This is a genomic window from Micromonospora coxensis, from assembly GCF_900090295.1.
GTDB lineage: Bacteria > Actinomycetota > Actinomycetes > Mycobacteriales > Micromonosporaceae > Micromonospora > Micromonospora coxensis.
Genome location: NZ_LT607753.1, coordinates 3,837,496 through 3,855,176 on the forward strand (window position 1 = coordinate 3,837,496; position 17,681 = coordinate 3,855,176).

Below are 17,681 nucleotides of genomic sequence, written 5' to 3' on the forward strand. Positions count from 1 at the left end.
GCGGATCGCCGACGGCAGCATGCCAGCTCCGTGAGATTCCCGCCTCCCGCCCCGACCGGGGGTGCCCACGGCGACACGGGGGGTGGCAGTCGGGCCGCCACGGTCACCAGGCAGGCTGGACGGTATGCGTGAACCTTGGGTGGTCGGGGTCTCCGGGGCGTCCGGCACTCCGTACGCGGCGGCCGTCGTCAACGGGCTGCTCGACGCCGGTGAGCCGGTGGACCTGATCGTCTCCCGGGCGGCCCGGCTGACCGTGCTCGACGAGACCGGCCGGCCGTTCCGGGACGGGCACTGGGCCGAGGACCTGGCCGCCTGGCTGGGCCGGGACCTGACCGGCGCGGACGTGCGGCACTGGCCGGCCGGCGACATCGCGGCGGGGCCGAGCAGCGGCTCGTACCGGGTACGCGGGATGGCGGTGGTGCCGGCGAGCACGGCGGCCTGCGCCGGCATCGCCATCGGGCTCTCCAAGGACCTGTTGCAGCGTGCCGCCGAGGTCAACCTGAAGGAACGCCGGCCGGTGGTGCTGGTGCCCCGGGAGACGCCGGTCACCCGCAGCCACCTGGAGCACCTGATCGCGCTGCACGACGCCGGTGCGGTGGTCCTCCCGGCCAGTCCCGGCTTCTACGGCGCCGGCGCCGCCGCCACCGCGCAGCAGCTCGTCGACTTCGTGGCCGGCAAGGTGCTCGACGCGCTCGGGGTGCCCCACACGCTCTTCCGGCGCTGGGCGGGGCAGCTCAACGCGGACCGTTCCTGAACCTTGCCCGCCGCGTTCCCGCGAGGAGGGCCGGCGGGCCCCGACGGACGCGGACCGGACCCCCCGGCCGGCCCGCGTACCCGTATCGCACCCCTTCAGTACATCCCGGCGTTCGCCGGGCCCGGCCCGGTCGAGGCGGCGGGGCCGACGTTGCGCGGCTTGCCCATCTCCTCCGCCTCGTCCAACATGCCCTCCCCTTCCAGCAGGGCCCGCACCTCGGATTCCCGAAACCGGCGATGCCCGCCTGGAGTCCGGATGCTGCCTATCCGGCCGGCCGCCGCCCAACGCGTCACAGTCTTCGGGTCTACCCGAAACAGCGCGGCGACCTCACCCGGTGTCAGCAGGCGATCTCCAGTGTCCACAGCCCCCTCCTCGCGTCGACGAAGCCCCCGGCTGAACACACTGCCCCCGGCCGGTGCGAGCCCAGAGCCGTCATGAGGGACGTATGGCAATTACAGCACCAGCGACCTGGCGTGTCCGCCAAACGCGAAAAACGCACTGAGTGGGAAGTTAGTAAATGGTACCGGTGCCGGACTCCCTCGACCGATGGTCTGCGAACTGTGACGGACTGTCATGTCCAACGGAGTCCGGGCGTCGGGCGTTACGCCCGGCCAGCTAGGGTCACACTCCGTGGACGCCATCGACCGGAGCCTCGTCGAACTGCTGCGCGGCAACGCCCGCCTGTCGTACGCCGAACTGGCACGACAGGTCGGACTCTCCGCCCCGGCTGTGCACGAACGGGTCGGCAAGCTCGAATCCGGCGGGGTCATCCGCGCGTACCGGGCGGAGGTCGAGCCGGAGGCGATCGGGCTCGGGGTGACCGCGCTGATCGGCATCGTCGAGGACTCCAACGCCGACACCGACGACGTGCTGGAGGCGTTCCGGCTGATGCCGGAGATCGAGTCCTGCTACTTCATGGCCGGCGTCGAGTCGTTCCTGCTCAAGGCGCGGGTCGGCACCATCGCCGAGCTGGAGCAGCTCATCGTCCGGCTCAACCGCACCCCGGGCGTCGCCTCCACCCGCACCAGCATCGCCCTGTCGACCAAGTGGGAGAACCGCCCCCAGCCCATCGAACCCGCCACCTCCTGACCAGGTCCATCGCTCCGTTTGCGGCGTGTCGCGGCATCCGCGACCGCTGACACCGCGACACGCCGCAAACGGAGCAGCGCCGGCGGCAGGGCTGGTGCCCCGAGCACGGCGGGCGGTACGGTGCGCCGATGAGGACGCCGGCGGCCGGAACCGCCGTGGTGACCGGGGCGGCGGGCGGGCTCGGCCGGGCCATCGCCACCGCCCTGCACGCCGACGGGTGGACGGTCCTCCTCACCGACCTGGACGCCGACGCGGTCGCCACCGCCGCCGGGCCGCTCGGCGGCTGGTCCCGCGCCCTCGACGTGCGGGACGCGGCGGCCTGTGCCGAGGTCGCCGCCGAGGCGGCCGGCCGGAGCGGGCTCGACCTCTGGGTCAACAACGCCGGCATCCTGGAGACCGGCGCGTCCTGGACGCACGACGCAGCCACCCGACGCCGGCTGGTCGAGGTGAACACCCTCGGGGCGATGAACGGCACCCTCGCCGCCCTCGACGTGATGCGGCCCCGGGGACGCGGGCACGTGCTCAACGTCGTCTCGCTCGCCGGGCTGATCGCCGCGCCCGGCGAGACCGTCTACGCGGCCAGCAAGCACGCGCTGCTGGCGTTCAGCCTCGGCACCCTCGCCGACCTGCGGATGGCCGGGCTCCGGGGCGTACACGTGTCGTGTCTGTGCCCGGACGGGATCTGGACGCCGATGCTGCACGACCGGCTGGACGACCCCGGCGCCCTGGCCTCCTTCACCGGGACGCTGCTGACGCCGGAGCGGGTCGCCGCGCGGGCCGTGCGGCTGGCCCGCCGCCCCCGTCCGGTGGTCAGCCTGCCGCGCTGGCGCGGCGCCCAGGTACGGCTGCTGGACACCTTCCCCCGGCTGGCGCTCGCGCTGACCCCGGTGGTCCGGGCCGCCGGCCGGGCCGGGCAGCGCCGGCAGCGGCGCCGGGTCGGGCCGGACCCGAGCCGGCGTCACTTGTAACGTTGCCGGCGTGACTCATCTCGACCGGTGCGACGAGGCCAGCCGGACGTGGGTGACCGAGGCGATCGCCGCGGTCGAGGCGGACGCGAACCGCTCCGCCGACACCCACCTGCTGCCGTTCCCGCTGCCCCGGGAGTGGGGGATCGACCTCTACCTCAAGGACGAGTCTGTGCACCCCACCGGCTCGCTGAAGCACCGGCTGGCCCGCTCGCTCTTCCTCTACGGGCTCTGCAACGGCTGGATCGGCCCGCAGACCACGATCATCGAGGCGTCCTCGGGCTCGACGGCGGTCTCCGAGGCGTACTTCGCCCGGATGCTCGGGCTGCCGTTCGTCGCCGTGATGCCCGCGACGACCTCGCCGGAGAAGATCGCCCAGATCGAGTTCCAGGGCGGGCGCTGCCACCTCGTCGAGGACCCGGCCAAGGTGGTCATCGAGGCGCGCTGGCTCGCCGAGGACAGCGGCGGGCACTTCATGGACCAGTTCACCTACGCCGAGCGGGCCACCGACTGGCGGGGCAACAACAACATCGCCGAGTCGATCTACGCGCAGCTCTCCCTCGAACGGCATCCGATCCCGGCCTGGATCGTGGTGGGCGCCGGCACCGGCGGCACCAGCGCCACCATCGGCCGGTACACCCGCTACCGCCGGCTGCCCACCAAGCTCTGCGTGGTCGACCCGGAGAACTCGGCGTTCTACCCCGCCTGGCAGGCCGCCGACTGGTCGGTGCGCACCGGCCGCGGTTCCCGGATCGAGGGGATCGGCCGGCCCACCGTCGAGCCCTCCTTCCTGCCCTCGGTGGTGGACCGGATGACCGCCGTGCCCGACGCCGCCTCGCTGGCCGCCATGCGGGCCGGCTCGGCCGTCCTCGGCCGCCGCGTCGGCGGCTCCACCGGCACCAACCTGTGGGGCGCGTTCGGCCTGATCGCCGAGATGCTGGCCGCCGGGCGGACCGGCTCGGTGGTCACCCTGATCTGCGACGCCGGTGACCGCTACGTCCCCACGTACTACGACGACCGGTGGGTCGCCGGGCAGGGGCTCGACCTCGCCCCCCACCTGGCCACCATCGAGCGTTTCCTGACCACCGGGGACTGGCCGGGCTGAGCCGCCGTCACTCCAGCGAACGCACGATCAGCTGCGCGGCCGTGCCGGCGGCCGTCGCCTGTACGGCGGTGCCGAAGCTCTTGCGCACCGCCTGCTGCAGTTTGTTCAGCCGGCCCTTCTCCTTCTCGTCCTTCACCCGGGCGGCGGCCGCATCGTGGTCGACGACCATTCCCTGGGCGTCGACGAAACCGTTCGCCTGGAGCGCGGAGATCAGCCCGGCCAGTTGTTGGGCGGCGTCCGGACCCACTATCTTCCCGATCTGCACCTGCCCGCCCTGCATGTTTATCTGATCGCCGTAGTAGTAGTGGTCACCCACCGCGCACCACCTTTCCGATCTGAATGCCGTCGCCCTTCATGTTGATCTCGTCGCCGAAGACCAGCTTCCGGTTGTCGATGTTCTGCACGATCTCCCGGGCCGGCGGATTCTCGATGGCGTTGGCGATGAGGCCCACCAGGTTGTCGACCATCGCGCCGTCGGTGCTCACCAGCGCGGCGCTGGGCGCCCCGGTGGTCTCCAGCACGAGGGCGTACTGGGTGGCCCGGGTGGCGATGCGGAACGCGGTCCAGCCGCTGTATGCCGCCAGGCCCAACGGAATCAGCGAGGCGAACACGATGACGCCCGTCGGCGCGTCGGCCTGCCCGGCGCAGCAGAGCAGCACCAGCCAGCCGACGAGCCAGGCGGCGGCCCGCCCGATGGCACGGGTGACCCCGGCGCGGTCGGGTTCGGAGACCAGTGACTGCACGCGGGCGATGTTGCGGAGCTGGTAGACGTCGCTCCCGATCCACAGGGTCGCGCGGTTGACCCTGAGCTGGGTCACCCCGGAATGGTCGGTCAAATCGGTACCCTCCTCTTCGCGGCCCGGTCCAATTCCGCACCGGGCTCTTGCGGCGGGTCCACGACGCCCACGTCGATGAGCGGCACGGAAATTGTTGACGCGAACCATACTCCGGAATCGGAAGTGAGTCCCACGGGTGGGACCTGTCGGCATGGCGACAGGAATGGGCGGCGGATGGAACTTCCACGCGCATTCCAACGGTCAATGAAACGAATGGCGACAGTGGGCGGCTCGACCGTTCATGCCGGCGTCGCCCGGCCGGCGGCGGGCCGGGCCGGACGGGGTGGGCGCACGACCGACCGGCGGCCAGCACCGACCGGTGGGCCGCCGGTGCCGGGGCACGTGCGCCTCGCCGCGCTCCGCCGACCGGGCCGGCGTCCAGCGGTCAGCCGGTGTCGCTCCGGGCGGGCGTGCAACGGTCAGCCCACGTCGATCCGGGCGCGCGCCCAGCGGTCAGCCCACGTGGATCCGCTCGGCCGGCGCTCAGCCGGCGTCGACCCGCTCGGCCAGGCCCGGATAGCGCGTCACGAAGCCGTCGCCGTCCACCGCCAGCTCCGCCCGGAAGGTGTCGCTGGCGAAGCCCACCCGGCCCGGCCCGAGCGCGGTGTAGACCTGCTCGGCGGCGATCACCTCCAGGCTCGGCAGCAGCACCCACGCCACGGTGATCCGGTGCTCGGTGCTGGCCGCCGCCCCGGCCAGGCCCAGCCGGCGCACCGGGAGGGCGTTGAACAGCGGCGAGCCGCTCAGGTCGACGTCGACCGCGTCGTACAGCCGGTCCGGGTCGTCGGTGCCGGCCAGCCCGGCCGGCGGGTGCCCGGCGGCCCGCAGGGCCGCGTCCAGATCACCCTGCTCGCCGGTGGTGACCCGCCACCCGTCCGCGCCCCGCTGCAGCCGTACCCGCCGTGACCAGCCGGCGCCCTCCGCCTCCACCTCCAGGGTGGAGGTCGACCCGTCCGCTCCGGCGGCCAGCCGGTAACGGCAGGTGCAGGCGACGGGGTCGACGGCGAGCAGCGTGCCGTGCGCGGTGAGCCCCGGACCGTCGGCGAGCACGGCGTGCTCCGCTCCCGCGCCGTCCGTCCGGCTCCAGAACAGTGACCTCGGCATGGTCCGGACGTTACGCCAACCCCGCCCCGCCGGCAGCGCATGCGGAAACGCCGCCGGGGAGCGTGGGCTCCGCGACGGCGTTCCGGGTGGTCGGGTGGATCAGTGGGTACGCGCCGGCGGCCGGCCGCCGAAGCCACGCCGGTCGTCACGCGGGCGGTCGTCCCGGCCCCGCCCCTCCGGGCGGAACCCGCCCCGGCGGTCGGCGCCGCGCTGCTCGCCGCCGAAGCGACGCTCACCCTGGGGACGGTCGCCGAAGCTGCGCTCCCCGGCGGGACGGTCGCCGTAGCGCCGCTCCCCGGCCGGACGGTCACCGAAGCCGCGCTGGCCCCGGTCGCCGAAGGACCGGTCACCGGTCGGGCGGTCGCCCCGGCCGTCGTGCCGCCGGTCGCCGTAGCTCCGCTCACCGGAGGGGCGGTCGCCGTAGCCGCGCTCGCCGGTCGGGCGGTCGCCGTAGCGGCGCTCGCCCTGCGGCCGGCCCGCGTCGCCCCGCTCGGCGTACGAGCGCCCGCCGGTCGGCCGGTCACCGTAGGAGCGTCCACCCGACGGCCGGTCACCCCGGTCGCCGAAGCGCTCGCCCCGCTCGCCGGTCGGCCGGTCACCGAAGCGCCGCTCGCCGCCGTAGGTGCGCTCGCGGTCGCCGCGCTCGGCGAAGGTGCGCTCGCCGGTGGGGCGGTCGCCGTAGCGGCGCTCGGACCGGTCACCGTACGACCGGTCGCCGCTCGGGCGGTCGCCGTAGCGCCGCTCGCCGTAGCCGCCCCGGCCGTCACGCTCGCCGTAGCGACGCTCGCCGGTCGGCCGGTCACCGAAGCGGCGGCCACCGGAGCGGCGCGGCTCCGGCTCCTCGCGGACCGGCACCCCGCTCGGCTCGCGGGCGCCGGTCAGCTCGGCCAGCGTCGGGTCGCCGGCCCGCACCCGGGTCTGCTCCGGCTCGACGCCGGCCTTCTCCATCATCGCCAGCGTGGTCCGGCGCTGCTTCGGCAGCACCAGGGTCGCCACCGCGCCCGACTCCCCGGCCCGGGCGGTACGACCCGCGCGGTGCAGGTAGTCCTTCGGGTCCTTCGGCGGGTCGACGTGCAGCACCAGGGAGACCCCGTCGACGTGGATGCCCCGGGCCGCCACGTCGGTGGCGACCAGCACGTTCATCCGGCCCTCGCGGAACTCGGCGAGGGTCTTGGTGCGCATCCGCTGGGTCTTGCCGCCGTGCAGCCCACCGGCCCGGACGCCCACCGCGGCGAGCTGCTCCACCAGCCGGTCGACCCCGAGCTGGGTGCGCGCGAAGAGCATCGTCCGGCCGGAGCGGGCCGCGATCGAGGCCGCCACCGCGAACTTGTCGTGCGGCGGGATCAGCAGCAGGTGGTGGTCCATGGTGGACACCGACGCGGTCGACGGCGCGGTGGAGTGGGTCACCGGGTCGGTCATGAACCGCTTGACCAGCGAGTCCACGTCACCGTCCAGGGTGGCCGAGAAGAGCAGCCGCTGGGCGTCCGCCGGCGTCTTCGCCAGCAGCTCGGTCACCTCGGGGAGGAAGCCCATGTCGGCCATCTGGTCGGCCTCGTCGAGCACGGTGACCTCGACGTCGTCCAGGACGCAGACGCCCCGGTCGATCAGGTCGCCGAGCCGGCCCGGGGTGGCCACCACGATCTCCACGCCGCGCCGCAGCGCGTCGATCTGCCGGTCGTACGGCACCCCGCCGACGGCGGTCTTGAGGAAGATCCCGACGGCCTTGCCGAGCGGCATCAGGGCGTCGTTGACCTGCATGGCGAGTTCCCGGGTGGGAACCAGCACCAGGGCCCGCGGGTGCAGCGGCCGGGCCCGGTTGCGCTCGGCGAGCCGGGCGATGATCGGCAGGCCGAAGGCGAGGGTCTTGCCGGAGCCGGTCTGGCCCCGGCCGAGCACGTCCCGGCCGGCCAGGGCGTCGGGCAGCGTGGCCCGCTGGATCTCGAACGGGGTGGTGATGCCCTGCCGGGCGAGCGCGTCGACCAGTGGACGGGGCAGTCCCAGGTCGGCGAAGTCGATGTCGACGGCCGCAGCGGCCTCCTCGGCCGGGGTGGTCTCGACGGCCGGGGTGGTCTCGTCGGCCCGGGTGTCGAGGACGGCCTCGACCGGCAGGTCGAAGGCGGACGGAATGGTGCCGGGGTCAGCGGAGATGGTCAAGAAATGCCTTTCGAGCGGGGCGCATCTTCGCGATGGCCCGCTGCGGCTCAACGCCGCCGAATCGCCCGCAAGATCGCCCATGGGCGCGCACCACGCGCGCCAGGTCAGTGATCCTCACCAGTGTACGGCGACCGGCGGAGACCGCCAGTCGGCCACGATCGGGTAGTGGGCGGGCTCACCCCGCCCTTCCCGACGTGCCGTCCCCGCTCACTTCGTGAGGACGTTGCCGACCAGCCCGTCCATGGCGTCACCCGCCAGCAGGACGACCAACACGCTGATCGCCACCAGCAGACCGAGGGACGCGGCCAGGACGACCACCACCCGGGCGGTGCGGGACTTCTCCGTCGCCGGTGTCTCCGACCACCCCTGGGCCAGGATGTGCCCGGTCAGCGACCCGGAGTTCTCCAGCGGGTTGTTGGCCGGGAAGGAGACGGTGGCGAAGCCCGGCCCGTCGGTGCCGCCGTAGGCGGTGCTGGCCAGGTCCGGTCCGCCCCGGTACGGCGTGCCCGGGCGGCCGATGCCGGCCGGCGGCGCGGCCGGGAACGGACTGGCCCCTCCTGCTGCCCACTGCGGGGCCGGCGCGGCGGCGCGGGCCGAGGCGGGCGGGGCGGCCGGGAAGGCCGTGGTCGGTGGCGTGACCGGGGGAGCCGACACGGGCGGGGCAGCCGGCGGGACGGGCACGGGCCGGGCGGTCGGGAAGGCCGTGGTCGGTGGCGTGACCGGCGCGGCCGACACGGGCCGGGCAGCCGGGAAGGCCGTGGTCGGCGGCGTGACCGGCGGAGCCGATACCGGCGGCGTGACGGGTGGGGCCGAGACAGGCCGGGCAGCCGGCGGGGCTGACACCGGCGGCGTGAACGGCGGAGCGGAGACAGGTCGGGCAGCCGGTGGCGCCGAGACAGGCTGGGCAGCCGGCGGGGCCGATACCGGCGGCGTGACGGGTGGGGCCGAGACAGGTCGGGCAGCCGGCGGGGCCGATACCGGCGGAGCCGGGACGGACGCGGCAGCCCGGACCGGCTGGGCCGGGAGCGACGGAAGACCGCCGGGCGGGGAGGAGACCGGCGCGGCACTCCCCGGCGTGGACGAGCTGGGCGCGGTGCCGCCGGGGGGCGCGGAGACCGGCGTGGAGACCGGGGCGGTGGCCCGGGCGAGCGGGCCGCCCGTCGACCCCGTACCGGCGGGCCCACCCGTGCCGGCGGAGCCGAACGGCCGGTCCGGTCCGGTCGAGCCGGGCATGGCCGGCGGCGGCGGGAACGGCGGCGCCGGCATCGGCCCCGGCGGAGGTGGGGGCGGTGGCACCGCCGGCCCGGGCGGCGGCACCGGAGGCCCGGGGACGGGCGGCACCGGTCCCGGCGGGGGCGACGGGCGCGGTCCCGGCGGCGGGCCGGGCAGCGGCGGCACCGGCGAGGGGAAGGGCCCGGGCTCCGGCGGTTGCGGGCTCGGCACGGGCGGGACGGGGGTGGGAGCCGGCTCGGGCGTCGGGACCGGCTCCGGAGCCGGAGTGGGTTCCGGCTCGGGCGTCGGCGGGGTGGGCGGCTGGGCCGGCTCCGGGGGCTGGGCGGGCTCGGGCGGCTCCGGGTTCACCGGCGCGGAGCGGTAGACCGTGGCCGCGCCCCCGGCCCGGGCGACGACGTCGGCCGCCCCGGCCGCCGCGTCCCCTGCCGAGATCCGGCTCAGCCCCGGCACGCTGGCGCTGGCCCGCGCGGTCGCGCCGCGCTGCCCGGGTACCACCGCGCTGCCCGTGGCGGCCCGGGCGCTGCCGGACGCCGCGCCCGTACCGGCGTCGGCCGGGGCGGGACGGGCCGGTGAGTGGTCGTCGGCGGAGTCGGGCGACCCGGCCCGGTAGGTGGTGCCGGAGGCGGTGGCCATCGGCAGTGCTCCGTCCGGCGGGGCGGTGGCGGTGGCGACGCTGGCCCGGGCGCGGGCCGGCACGGGCGAGCCGTCGGCGGAGAGCTTCGGGGCGGCCCCGGTCGGGCCGGTCAGCGCCGGTGACACCGCGCCGTCGCGTACCGGTGCGTCGACAGCGGACGGTGCCGGCAGGGCGGCCCGGCCGGCGGCGGGTTCGGGCACGGATCCGCGGTCGACCGACTCCGCCGGAACCTCTTGCTCGCCCATGCTCGTCCTCCGTGCCGCGCTCGCACCCGGGACCGTGGCTCCGGACCGGATGTGCCTGGATGTCACGGTGCCACATTCCACCCCGCCGGCACAGCCGGAGTGCGTACCGGGCCGGAGTCGGCGTGGCCGCCGCAGGTCAGGAGCCGGTGCTCGCGGAGGCCGACGCCGAGGTGCTGTTCTCCGGGGCCAGGCTGGTCGGCGCGGTGCTCGGCTGCGCGCTGCTGGCGGCGGTGCTCGGCGAGACGGAACTCGTCGGGCTCGCGGAGACGGATTCGGAACTCGTCGGGCTCGCGGAGACGGATTCGGACGGGGTCGGGACCGTGGTCTCCGACGGCGACGGCGCCGGGCTCTCCGACGGCGGCGTGGTCGGCCGGGTCGGCTGCGGCGACGGCGCCTTGGTCGAGGTCGGCGAGGGGTTCGGCGCCGGGGTGGTCGGCTTGGGCGACGCCGGGCCGGTCGGCTTCGGGGCCGGCGTGGTCGGCTTCGGCGCCGGGGTGGCCGGGGCGGGCACCGCACCGACGACCCGGGTGGCCGCGTAGAGGCCGGACCAGCGCACCGTGGAGATCTTGACGACGTCGCCGGTGCGCGGGGCCTGCACCATCTTGCCGCCGCCGATGTACATCCCCATGTGGTGGATCGTCGTCCAACTGCTGCCGGAGGCGAAGAAGAGCAGGTCGCCGGGGAGGAGCGCGCTGCGGTCGACCGTCCGGGAGCGGGTGGCGTAGTACTGGTCGCGGGAGACCCTGGGCAGGTCGTAGTAGCCGGCCGACCGGTACGCGGCCCAGATCAGGCCGGAGCAGTCGAACCGGTCCGGCCCCTCGGCGGCCCAGAGGTACGGATCACCGAGCTGGGCCAGCGCGTACCGGACGGCCGCCAGGGCCTGCGGGCTGGCGATCAGGCCGGTGGCGCTCTGCCCCTCGACGTACGCGGCGCCCAGCTTCTGCTCGGCGGCCTCCTGCTGCCGCTCCAGCTCGATGATCTGGGCCTGGTTGTCCGCCCGGAGCTTGACCAGCTTGCGCTCGTTGTCGCGCAGCGCCTTCTCCACCGCGGTGTACTGCTCGCCGGCCCGGCGGACCCGGTCCTGCGCGGCGGTGACCGCCTGGGTGGCGACCTGCTCCGCCGTCCGGGCGCGGGACAGCTCGCCGGTCGCGGCGGTGGTCGCCCCGTCGGCCTGCTCGCCCCGCGAGATCCGCTGGAGCACGCTGAGCCCGTGCAGGTCCTCGGCGATCTCGCCGGGGGGCAGCGCGGCGGCGGCCTTGAAGGCGTCCGCCGCCACGGCGTCGGCGCGCTCCTGGGCCCGGGCCAGCGCCTCCCGGGCCAGGCCCAGCTCCCGCTCGGCGGCGGTGAGCTGCGTCTGTGCGTCGGTGCGCTGCTGCCGGAGCCCGAGCAGTTGGTCGCCGAGTTGGCCGACCTGCACCTCCAGGGCGCTGATCTGGGCCAGCAGCGGGCTCGCCGCGACGCCGCCGACCGGCAGCGTGGTGGGCGTCCCGCCGGGCAGGCCGGCCCCGGCGCCGGGCAGGCCGGTGCCGGGCAGACCGGTGGCGGGCTGGCCGGGGATCCCGCCGGGCAGCTGGAGGCCGCCGGAGACGACCGGACGCGAGCCGGTGTCCGGCACGGTGTTCGGCAGCGGCGGCTCGGCGTACGCGGGGGTGGCGAGGGCCATCGCGGCGACGGCGCCGAGCAGGGCGGACCAGAGCCGGGGACGCAGCACCGGCGAGATCACCGGGCTCCTGCGTCGTCGCTGCTGTCGCCCGTACCCGCTGTCGGCCATTCCGCTCCCCGTCCGGCGTGTCGTGCCGCGCACGGTGGGCGCGGCGGGACGGGACGGTACCAGTGTGTGTTCCGCCCCACCCTGTCTTACCGCACGCCGGCAACGATGTCGATGCGTAGCCGGGTCACGGAAGGCTGGGAGTCCGGTGAAGTACGTCGCTGCCGGTGCCCGTCCTGCCGGGTCGTCGCCGGGCCGACGTAGGCTCGACCGGGACCGCAGGTGGAAGGGACGTGGCTTTCGATGGACGCCGGACTCAAGCGCGAGCTCGAAGCGAAGGTGTACGCCGGGGAGCGGCTGACCCGTGAGGACGGGATCGCCCTCTACGACAGCGACGACCTGGCCTGGCTGGGGCGGCTGGCGCACCACCGCCGCACCGAGCTGAACGGCGACCGGGTGATGTTCAACGTCAACCGGCACCTGAACCTGACCAACGTCTGCTCCGCCTCGTGCGCGTACTGCTCGTTCCAGCGCAAGCCGGGCGAGAAGGACGCGTACACGATGCGCATCGACGAGGCGGTCCGCAAAGCCAAGGAGATGGAGGACGAGCAGCTCACCGAGCTGCACATCGTCAACGGCCTGCACCCGACGCTGCCCTGGCGCTACTACCCGAAGGTGCTCAGCGAGCTGAAGGCGGCGCTGCCGAACGTCAAGCTCAAGGCGTTCACCGCGACCGAGGTGCAGTGGTTCGAGAAGATCAGCGGGCTGAGCGCGGACGAGATCCTCGACGAGCTGATGGCCGCCGGCCTGGAGTCGCTGACCGGCGGCGGCGCGGAGATCTTCGACTGGGAGGTCCGGCAGCACATCGTCGACCACGCCTGCCACTGGGAGGACTGGTCGCGGATCCACCGGCTGGCCCACTCGAAGGGCATGAAGACGCCGTCGACGATGCTGTACGGCCACATCGAGGAGCCCCGGCACCGGGTCGACCACGTGCTGCGGCTGCGTGAGCTCCAGGACGAGACCGGCGGTTTCATGGTCTTCATCCCGCTGCGCTACCAGCACGACTTCGTGGACTCGGCGGACGGCAAGATCCGTAACCGGATCCAGGCCCGGACCACGATGGCCTCGCCCGCCGAGTCGCTGAAGACCTTCGCGGTCTCCCGGCTGCTCTTCGACAACGTCCCGCACGTGAAGTGCTTCTGGGTCATGCACGGGCTCTCGGTGGCCCAGCTCTCGCTGAACTTCGGCGTGGACGACCTGGACGGCTCGGTGGTGGAGTACAAGATCACTCACGACGCCGACTCGTACGGCACCCCGAACACGATGCACCGGGACGACCTGCTGCACCTGATCTGGGACGCCGGCTTCCGTCCGGTCGAGCGCAACACCCGCTACGAGGTCGTCAAGGAGTACGACCCGGCGCCGTCGCTGGCCGAGCGCCGTGCCGAGCCGCAGCAGGTCTGGGCCTGAGTCCGGCCGTATCCTCACAGGACCATGACCGGACGGGCACGATGACCGAGCAGCGGGCCGGGTTCCCCCGGCGGGACGCCGAGGGCCGCATCCTCACCCTGGGCGACCTGCTCGGGGTGAGCCTCGCCGGCTGGGTGATCGGGATGCTGGCGCTGGTGCTCTTCGACTGGGGCTTCGCCACGGTCGGCGCCGGGGAGTTCGGCCGTACCAACGGCTGGCTGGCGGTCATCCTGCCCGCCTGGCTGTTCTGGGACGACTTCCGCGCCTGGGAGTTCGGCGCGGCCCGGGTGGTGGCGGCGCTGGTCGCCGGCGTGGTCGCGGTGGTCGGTGGCCTGCTGGTGGCCGGCCTGGTCGGCGGCCTGGCGCCGCTGGCCACCGGCGGCCTGGCGGCGGTCGCCTTCACCCTGCTGTACGCGGTGCTCTGGTTCCAGGGCGTGCACTGGCTGGCCCGGCGGACGGGCTGAACCGACCGCCCGGGGGCCACCCGGGGCGTGGAGAACGGAGTGGGAACGTGAGCGCGGCGGCAAAGTACACGCTGGGCCGGATCGGGCTGTTCGTCGTCGTCCTCCTGGCCCTCCTGCCGGTCGACATGAACATCTTCCTGAAGCTGATGGTGGCGCTGGCGTTCTCCGCGGCGGCGTCGTTCTTCCTGCTGCGCGGCTGGCGGGACGAGATGGCCGAGGAGATGGCCGCGGCGGCGGAGCGCCGCCGGGCGGAGAAGGAGCGGCTCCGCTCCGCCCTGGCCGGCGACGACCAGCCCTCGACGACCGACCAGCCCTCGGCCGAGCAGCCGCCGACCGACCGGACCGACCGGCCGTGACCACGGGGTCGTCGCCGGGCGACGACCCCGTGACCGCTGTCGGCGCGCCGGTTACCAGTTGGTCGAGCCCGGGACCACCGGCCACGGCCGGTCGGCCGGCTTGATCAGGTACGCGATGCCGCCGGAGCCGCCGGCCACCGTGCCGTTGGCCCGGTACCGCTTGGTGCGCAGCCAGATCTGCTCGAACTGCTCGCGCTGGTAGACGTTGCGCACCTCGGCGTTCGACGACGACGCCGGGTCGTTGACGATCACGTCCCCGTCGGCGGTGAAGCCGACGACCACGAAGAGGTGCCCGGCGGTGCCGTAGTTCGAGCCGTCCAGTTCGCTGGCGAGGAAGGACTGCGAGGTGACGACCGGGATGCCGGCCTTGATGAAGCGCTCCACCTCGTCGAGGGAGTGCAGCCGGGTGACCCGCGCGTCGATGCCGGGGAAGCCGGCGGCGTACGCGGTGTTGAACGGCCAGTTACCGGCGCCGGCGTACTCGTGGTCCCAGGTCATCCGGGCGGCGTGGGCGACCTGCGGGTCGGTGTAGCCGGGGGTCACCCAGGACAGGTCCTCGGCCGACGGGCCCCGGCCGTAGTACTCCAGCACCATCGTGGTGGAGGTCGGGCTGCACCAGACCTGGCCGCCGCCGCCCCACTCGGGGTAGTTGCCCCGGTGGATCATCTGGGAGCGGGCCGGCACGGCCAGTTCGGTGCCCCAGGCGATCCCGCCCCGGCTGGGGGTGACGGTGAACCGGTCGGGCACGTTCGAGCTCATCGCGCCGAGCATCCGCACCGTGGGCGAGGCCGCCTGTCCGGGCGCGCGGTAGAGGGTCAGTCGGAGCTGGTACGAGCGCAGCAGCACCCCGGCCGCCGCGTCGTCGATGGCGAAGGTGTCGGTCCACACGCTGGACCAGGGGTCGCCCTGGTCGTCGAGGGTGGCCCGCTTGATGTCCCGGTCGCCGGAGGCCCAGCGGCCGAGCACGTACCAGGGGGTGTGGGCGCCGGTGTTGTAGCCGCCCTGGAGTTCGACCTGGAGCCAGGTGCCGGCCGGGGTGTCGGCGTTCCAGGAGGCGACCAGTTCGGTGGCGTCGAAGCCGATCCGGGTGACCGGGGAGGTCCAGGTGGCGTACTCCCAGCTCCGGGTGACGCCGGTGTGCTCGTCGGTGAACTCGGTGGTCCCGGCGGGACGGCCGATGGTGATGCCGGCGCGGCGGCCGGGGGCGGCGTGGGTGCCCTGGTGGCTGCCGCCACGCCAGTCGGTGTGGTGGGACCACTCCTGGAAGGTGATCTGCTCGTCGTGCGCCACCACCGGCAGGCCGTTGTCGGCCTGGACGGGTACGGCGGTGCCGAGCAGGGTGAGCGCGGCGACGCCCAGCAGGGCGACGGTACGCAGGGACGTGCTGGCCATGGCAACTCCGCGAGGTGAGGAATCGTTGCCGTTCACTGTCCCGCTTGGAAGGAAGTTCCGCCAGATGTTGAGGGATGGAAAATAATTGCCGAAGAGAGGATCAGGCTGAGATGGATCAACGCAATGATGAATGTTGATATGACCATGTGAGTCCTGGTGAAGTGTGCGGACAACGGGATCTCCCCGTACCCCGAGGAGGTTGTCCATGGCCCTCCGCACGTCCCCTCTGCGCCGCCGGCTGGCGCTCGCCGTCGCCGTCGGGCTCGGCCTCGTCACCGTCACCACCGGGCCGGTCGCCGCGCGGCCGGCCCCCGACCCGGAACCCGCCGCCGTCGGCTACCGGGTGATCGGGCCGCGTACCCTCGCCGACCGCGACGCCGTCGCCCGCACCGGCGCGGCCATCGACTACGTCGAGCACGGCAAGCTGCACGTCTCCGCCACCCGGGCCGAGGCGGCCGCGATCACCCGGCTCGGCTTCCGGCTCGAGAAGGAGGCGACGCCGACCGCCGACCCGCACGACCACGGCGACGTCGGCACGCTCGACTTCCCGCCCGCCGACGCCAACTACCACAACTACGCCGAGCTGACCGCGGTGGTGAACAAGGTGGTCGCCGACCACCCGTCGATCGCCCGGAAGATCAGCATCGGCAGTTCGTACGAGGGCCGCGACCTGATGGCGGTGAAGATCTCCGACAACGTCGGCACCGACGAGAACGAACCGGAGATCCTCTTCAACGCCCAGCAGCACGCCCGCGAGCACCTGACCGTCGAGATGGCGATCTACCTGCTCAACCTCTTCACCGACAGCTACGGCACCGACTCCCGGGTCACCAACGTCGTCAACTCCCGGGAGATCTGGATCGTGCCGACGGTCAACCCCGACGGCAGCGAGTACGACGTCGCCACCGGCTCGTACCGGTCCTGGCGGAAGAACCGGCAGCCCAACAGCGGCTCGTCGTACGTCGGCACCGACCTGAACCGGAACTGGTCGTACCAGTGGGGCTGCTGCGGCGGCTCGTCCGGCTCCACCTCGTCGGACACCTACCGCGGCCCGTCCGCGTTCTCCGCCCCGGAGACCCAGGCGCTGCGCAACTTCGTCAACAGCCGGGTGGTCGGCGGCACGCAGCAGATCAAGGCCAACATCGACTTCCACACCTACTCCCAGCTGGTGCTCTGGCCGTTCGGCTACACCTACAGCGACACCACCACCGGGATGAGCGCCGACCAGTACAACACCTTCGCCACCCTCGGGCGGCAGATGGCGGCCACCAACGGATACACCCCGGAGCAGTCCAGCGACCTCTACATCGCCGACGGCACGAGCATCGACTGGATGTGGGGCGCCCACGGCATCTGGGCGTACACCTTCGAGATGTACCCGGGCTCGGCCACCGGCGGCGGCTTCTACCCGCCCGACGAGGTCATCCCCCGGGAGACGTCCCGCAACAAGGACGCGGTCCTGCTGCTGTCCGAGTACGCCGACTGCCCGTACCGGGTGATCGGCAAGGACGCCCAGTACTGCGGCGGCGGTGGCGGTGGCACCACGGTCTGGTCGGACACCTTCGAGACGGCCACCGGCTGGACCGTCAACCCGAACGGGACGGACACCGCCACCACCGGGGCGTGGGAGCGGGGCGCCGCCCAGGCGACCAACTCCTCCGGCCCCAAGCAGCTCACCCCGTACGCGGGCAGCAACGACCTGGTCACCGGTCGGCTCGCCGGCACCGGGGCAGGCGACCACGACATCGACGGCGGGGTGACCAGCGCCCGCTCGCCGGCGGTGACCCTGCCCTCGACCGGGACGCTCACCCTCTCGCTGGCCTGGTACCTGGCGCACGGGTCCAACGCGTCGTCGGCCGACTACCTGCGGGTCAGCGTGGTCCACAACGGTGGCACCACCACGCTGCTCAACCAGGCCGGGGCCGCCACCGACCGGGACGCCGCCTGGGCGGTGTCGAACCTCGACCTGAGCCCGTACGCCGGGCAGTCGGTGCGGATCCTGGTCGAGGCGGCGGACGCTTCCGGGGCCAGCCTGGTCGAGGCGGCTGTGGACAACGTCACCATCACCAGTTCGTGAATCGAGGTGGGGCCCCGTACGAGCCCCCGACGGGGCCCCACCACCCCTCCCGTCCGGACGATCTCCGCTGGTCGTGCGCTACCGTGGCACCG

General features: G+C 73.9%; 18 protein-coding genes. 10 read left to right on the forward strand and 8 right to left on the reverse strand.

Translation table 11 applies throughout. From position 1 onward, the window contains the following. Positions 1–124: 124 nt before the first annotated feature. Positions 125–754 (forward strand): UbiX family flavin prenyltransferase, encoded by a 630-nt coding sequence (locus tag GA0070614_RS17495; RefSeq protein WP_088976966.1) that lies wholly within the window; start codon positions 125–127, stop codon positions 752–754. 95 nt (positions 755–849) lie between these two features. On the opposite strand, the gene GA0070614_RS17500 is transcribed toward GA0070614_RS17495, so the two are convergent. Beyond that, on the reverse strand, positions 850–1,116 hold the full coding sequence (locus GA0070614_RS17500; RefSeq protein ID WP_088976967.1) for a BldC family transcriptional regulator: 267 nt from the start codon (positions 1,114–1,116) through the stop codon (positions 850–852). 268 nt (positions 1,117–1,384) lie between these two features. Here GA0070614_RS17500 and GA0070614_RS17505 point away from each other — a divergent pair, with 268 nt between their 5' ends. The 3 genes from GA0070614_RS17505 (at position 1,385) to cds1 (ending at position 3,913) form a co-directional block, all read left to right on the forward strand. Further along, on the forward strand, positions 1,385–1,843 hold the full coding sequence (locus GA0070614_RS17505) for an Lrp/AsnC family transcriptional regulator (RefSeq protein ID WP_088976968.1): 459 nt from the start codon (positions 1,385–1,387) through the stop codon (positions 1,841–1,843). Positions 1,844–1,971: 128 nt separating this feature from the next. Continuing rightward, positions 1,972–2,811: an SDR family NAD(P)-dependent oxidoreductase gene (locus GA0070614_RS17510; RefSeq protein WP_088976969.1), complete on the forward strand. Its 840-nt coding sequence runs from the start codon at positions 1,972–1,974 to the stop codon at positions 2,809–2,811. A 10-nt stretch (positions 2,812–2,821) separates the two neighbouring features. Further along, positions 2,822–3,913, forward strand: coding sequence for an L-cysteine desulfhydrase Cds1 (gene cds1, locus GA0070614_RS17515; RefSeq protein WP_088976970.1), 1,092 nt, complete (start codon positions 2,822–2,824; stop codon positions 3,911–3,913). A gap of 7 nt (positions 3,914–3,920) precedes the next feature. On the opposite strand, the gene GA0070614_RS17520 is transcribed toward cds1, so the two are convergent. The 5 genes from GA0070614_RS17520 to GA0070614_RS30605 form a co-directional block, all read right to left on the reverse strand. Continuing rightward, positions 3,921–4,229, reverse strand: coding sequence for a hypothetical protein (locus GA0070614_RS17520; RefSeq protein WP_088976971.1), 309 nt, complete (start codon positions 4,227–4,229; stop codon positions 3,921–3,923). After that, entirely contained in the window at positions 4,222–4,731 is a 510-nt protein-coding gene (locus GA0070614_RS17525) for a DUF6232 family protein (protein WP_088976972.1), read from the reverse strand. The genes GA0070614_RS17520 and GA0070614_RS17525 overlap by 8 nt, the downstream gene beginning before the upstream one ends. 501 nt (positions 4,732–5,232) lie before the next feature. Further along, a complete protein-coding gene (locus tag GA0070614_RS17530) occupies positions 5,233–5,853 on the reverse strand; it encodes a putative glycolipid-binding domain-containing protein (protein WP_088976973.1) in 621 nt (206 codons plus the stop codon). Positions 5,854–5,952: 99 nt separating this feature from the next. Next, complete coding sequence (locus GA0070614_RS17535; RefSeq protein ID WP_088976974.1) at positions 5,953–8,088, reverse strand: DEAD/DEAH box helicase; 2,136 nt, start codon at positions 8,086–8,088, stop codon at positions 5,953–5,955. 126 nt (positions 8,089–8,214) lie between these two features. Continuing rightward, entirely contained in the window at positions 8,215–8,661 is a 447-nt protein-coding gene (locus GA0070614_RS30605; protein ID WP_157745025.1) for a hypothetical protein, read from the reverse strand. Positions 8,662–9,082: 421 nt separating this feature from the next. On the opposite strand from GA0070614_RS30605, the gene GA0070614_RS17545 reads away from it, so the two are divergent. Next, complete coding sequence (locus tag GA0070614_RS17545; protein WP_088976976.1) at positions 9,083–9,604, forward strand: PE family protein; 522 nt, start codon at positions 9,083–9,085, stop codon at positions 9,602–9,604. Between the two features lie 3 nt (positions 9,605–9,607). After that, entirely contained in the window at positions 9,608–9,850 is a 243-nt protein-coding gene (locus GA0070614_RS17550) for a hypothetical protein (protein ID WP_088976977.1), read from the forward strand. Positions 9,851–10,255: 405 nt separating this feature from the next. Here the strand turns inward: GA0070614_RS17550 and GA0070614_RS17555 are convergent, their stop codons facing one another. Continuing rightward, positions 10,256–11,890: a C40 family peptidase gene (locus tag GA0070614_RS17555; RefSeq protein ID WP_088976978.1), complete on the reverse strand. Its 1,635-nt coding sequence runs from the start codon at positions 11,888–11,890 to the stop codon at positions 10,256–10,258. Positions 11,891–12,130: 240 nt separating this feature from the next. Here GA0070614_RS17555 and mqnE point away from each other — a divergent pair, with 240 nt between their 5' ends. From mqnE to GA0070614_RS17570, 3 genes are read left to right on the forward strand one after another with little or no spacing between them, the layout of a single operon-like run. Further along, on the forward strand, positions 12,131–13,300 hold the full coding sequence (mqnE, locus tag GA0070614_RS17560; RefSeq protein WP_088976979.1) for an aminofutalosine synthase MqnE: 1,170 nt from the start codon (positions 12,131–12,133) through the stop codon (positions 13,298–13,300). A gap of 41 nt (positions 13,301–13,341) precedes the next feature. Further along, complete coding sequence (locus tag GA0070614_RS17565; RefSeq protein ID WP_088976980.1) at positions 13,342–13,764, forward strand: hypothetical protein; 423 nt, start codon at positions 13,342–13,344, stop codon at positions 13,762–13,764. Between the two features lie 47 nt (positions 13,765–13,811). Continuing rightward, a complete protein-coding gene (locus tag GA0070614_RS17570; protein ID WP_088976981.1) occupies positions 13,812–14,120 on the forward strand; it encodes a DUF4229 domain-containing protein in 309 nt (102 codons plus the stop codon). A gap of 51 nt (positions 14,121–14,171) precedes the next feature. Here GA0070614_RS17570 and GA0070614_RS17575 read toward each other — a convergent pair whose 3' ends face one another. After that, entirely contained in the window at positions 14,172–15,512 is a 1,341-nt protein-coding gene (locus tag GA0070614_RS17575; protein ID WP_088976982.1) for a C39 family peptidase, read from the reverse strand. Positions 15,513–15,717: 205 nt separating this feature from the next. Between GA0070614_RS17575 and GA0070614_RS17580 the strand changes: the two genes are divergently transcribed. Further along, on the forward strand, positions 15,718–17,589 hold the full coding sequence (locus GA0070614_RS17580) for a M14 family zinc carboxypeptidase (protein ID WP_088976983.1): 1,872 nt from the start codon (positions 15,718–15,720) through the stop codon (positions 17,587–17,589). Positions 17,590–17,681 lie beyond the last annotated feature (92 nt).

What these genes read in the sequence shown, in the direction of transcription:
- GA0070614_RS17575 (WP_088976982.1), bottom strand. Translation starts at nt 15,512, where the DNA reads ATGGCCAGCACGTCCCTGCGTACCGTCGCCCTGCTGGGCGTCGCCGCG.
- mqnE (WP_088976979.1), top strand. Translation starts at nt 12,131, where the DNA reads ATGGACGCCGGACTCAAGCGCGAGCTCGAAGCGAAGGTGTACGCCGGG.
- GA0070614_RS17555 (WP_088976978.1), bottom strand. Translation starts at nt 11,890, where the DNA reads ATGGCCGACAGCGGGTACGGGCGACAGCAGCGACGACGCAGGAGCCCG.
- GA0070614_RS17530 (WP_088976973.1), bottom strand. Translation starts at nt 5,853, where the DNA reads ATGCCGAGGTCACTGTTCTGGAGCCGGACGGACGGCGCGGGAGCGGAG.
- GA0070614_RS17565 (WP_088976980.1), top strand. Translation starts at nt 13,342, where the DNA reads ATGACCGAGCAGCGGGCCGGGTTCCCCCGGCGGGACGCCGAGGGCCGC.
- GA0070614_RS17580 (WP_088976983.1), top strand. Translation starts at nt 15,718, where the DNA reads ATGGCCCTCCGCACGTCCCCTCTGCGCCGCCGGCTGGCGCTCGCCGTC.
- GA0070614_RS17535 (WP_088976974.1), bottom strand. Translation starts at nt 8,088, where the DNA reads ATGGGCGATCTTGCGGGCGATTCGGCGGCGTTGAGCCGCAGCGGGCCA.
- GA0070614_RS17495 (WP_088976966.1), top strand. Translation starts at nt 125, where the DNA reads ATGCGTGAACCTTGGGTGGTCGGGGTCTCCGGGGCGTCCGGCACTCCG.
- GA0070614_RS17510 (WP_088976969.1), top strand. Translation starts at nt 1,972, where the DNA reads ATGAGGACGCCGGCGGCCGGAACCGCCGTGGTGACCGGGGCGGCGGGC.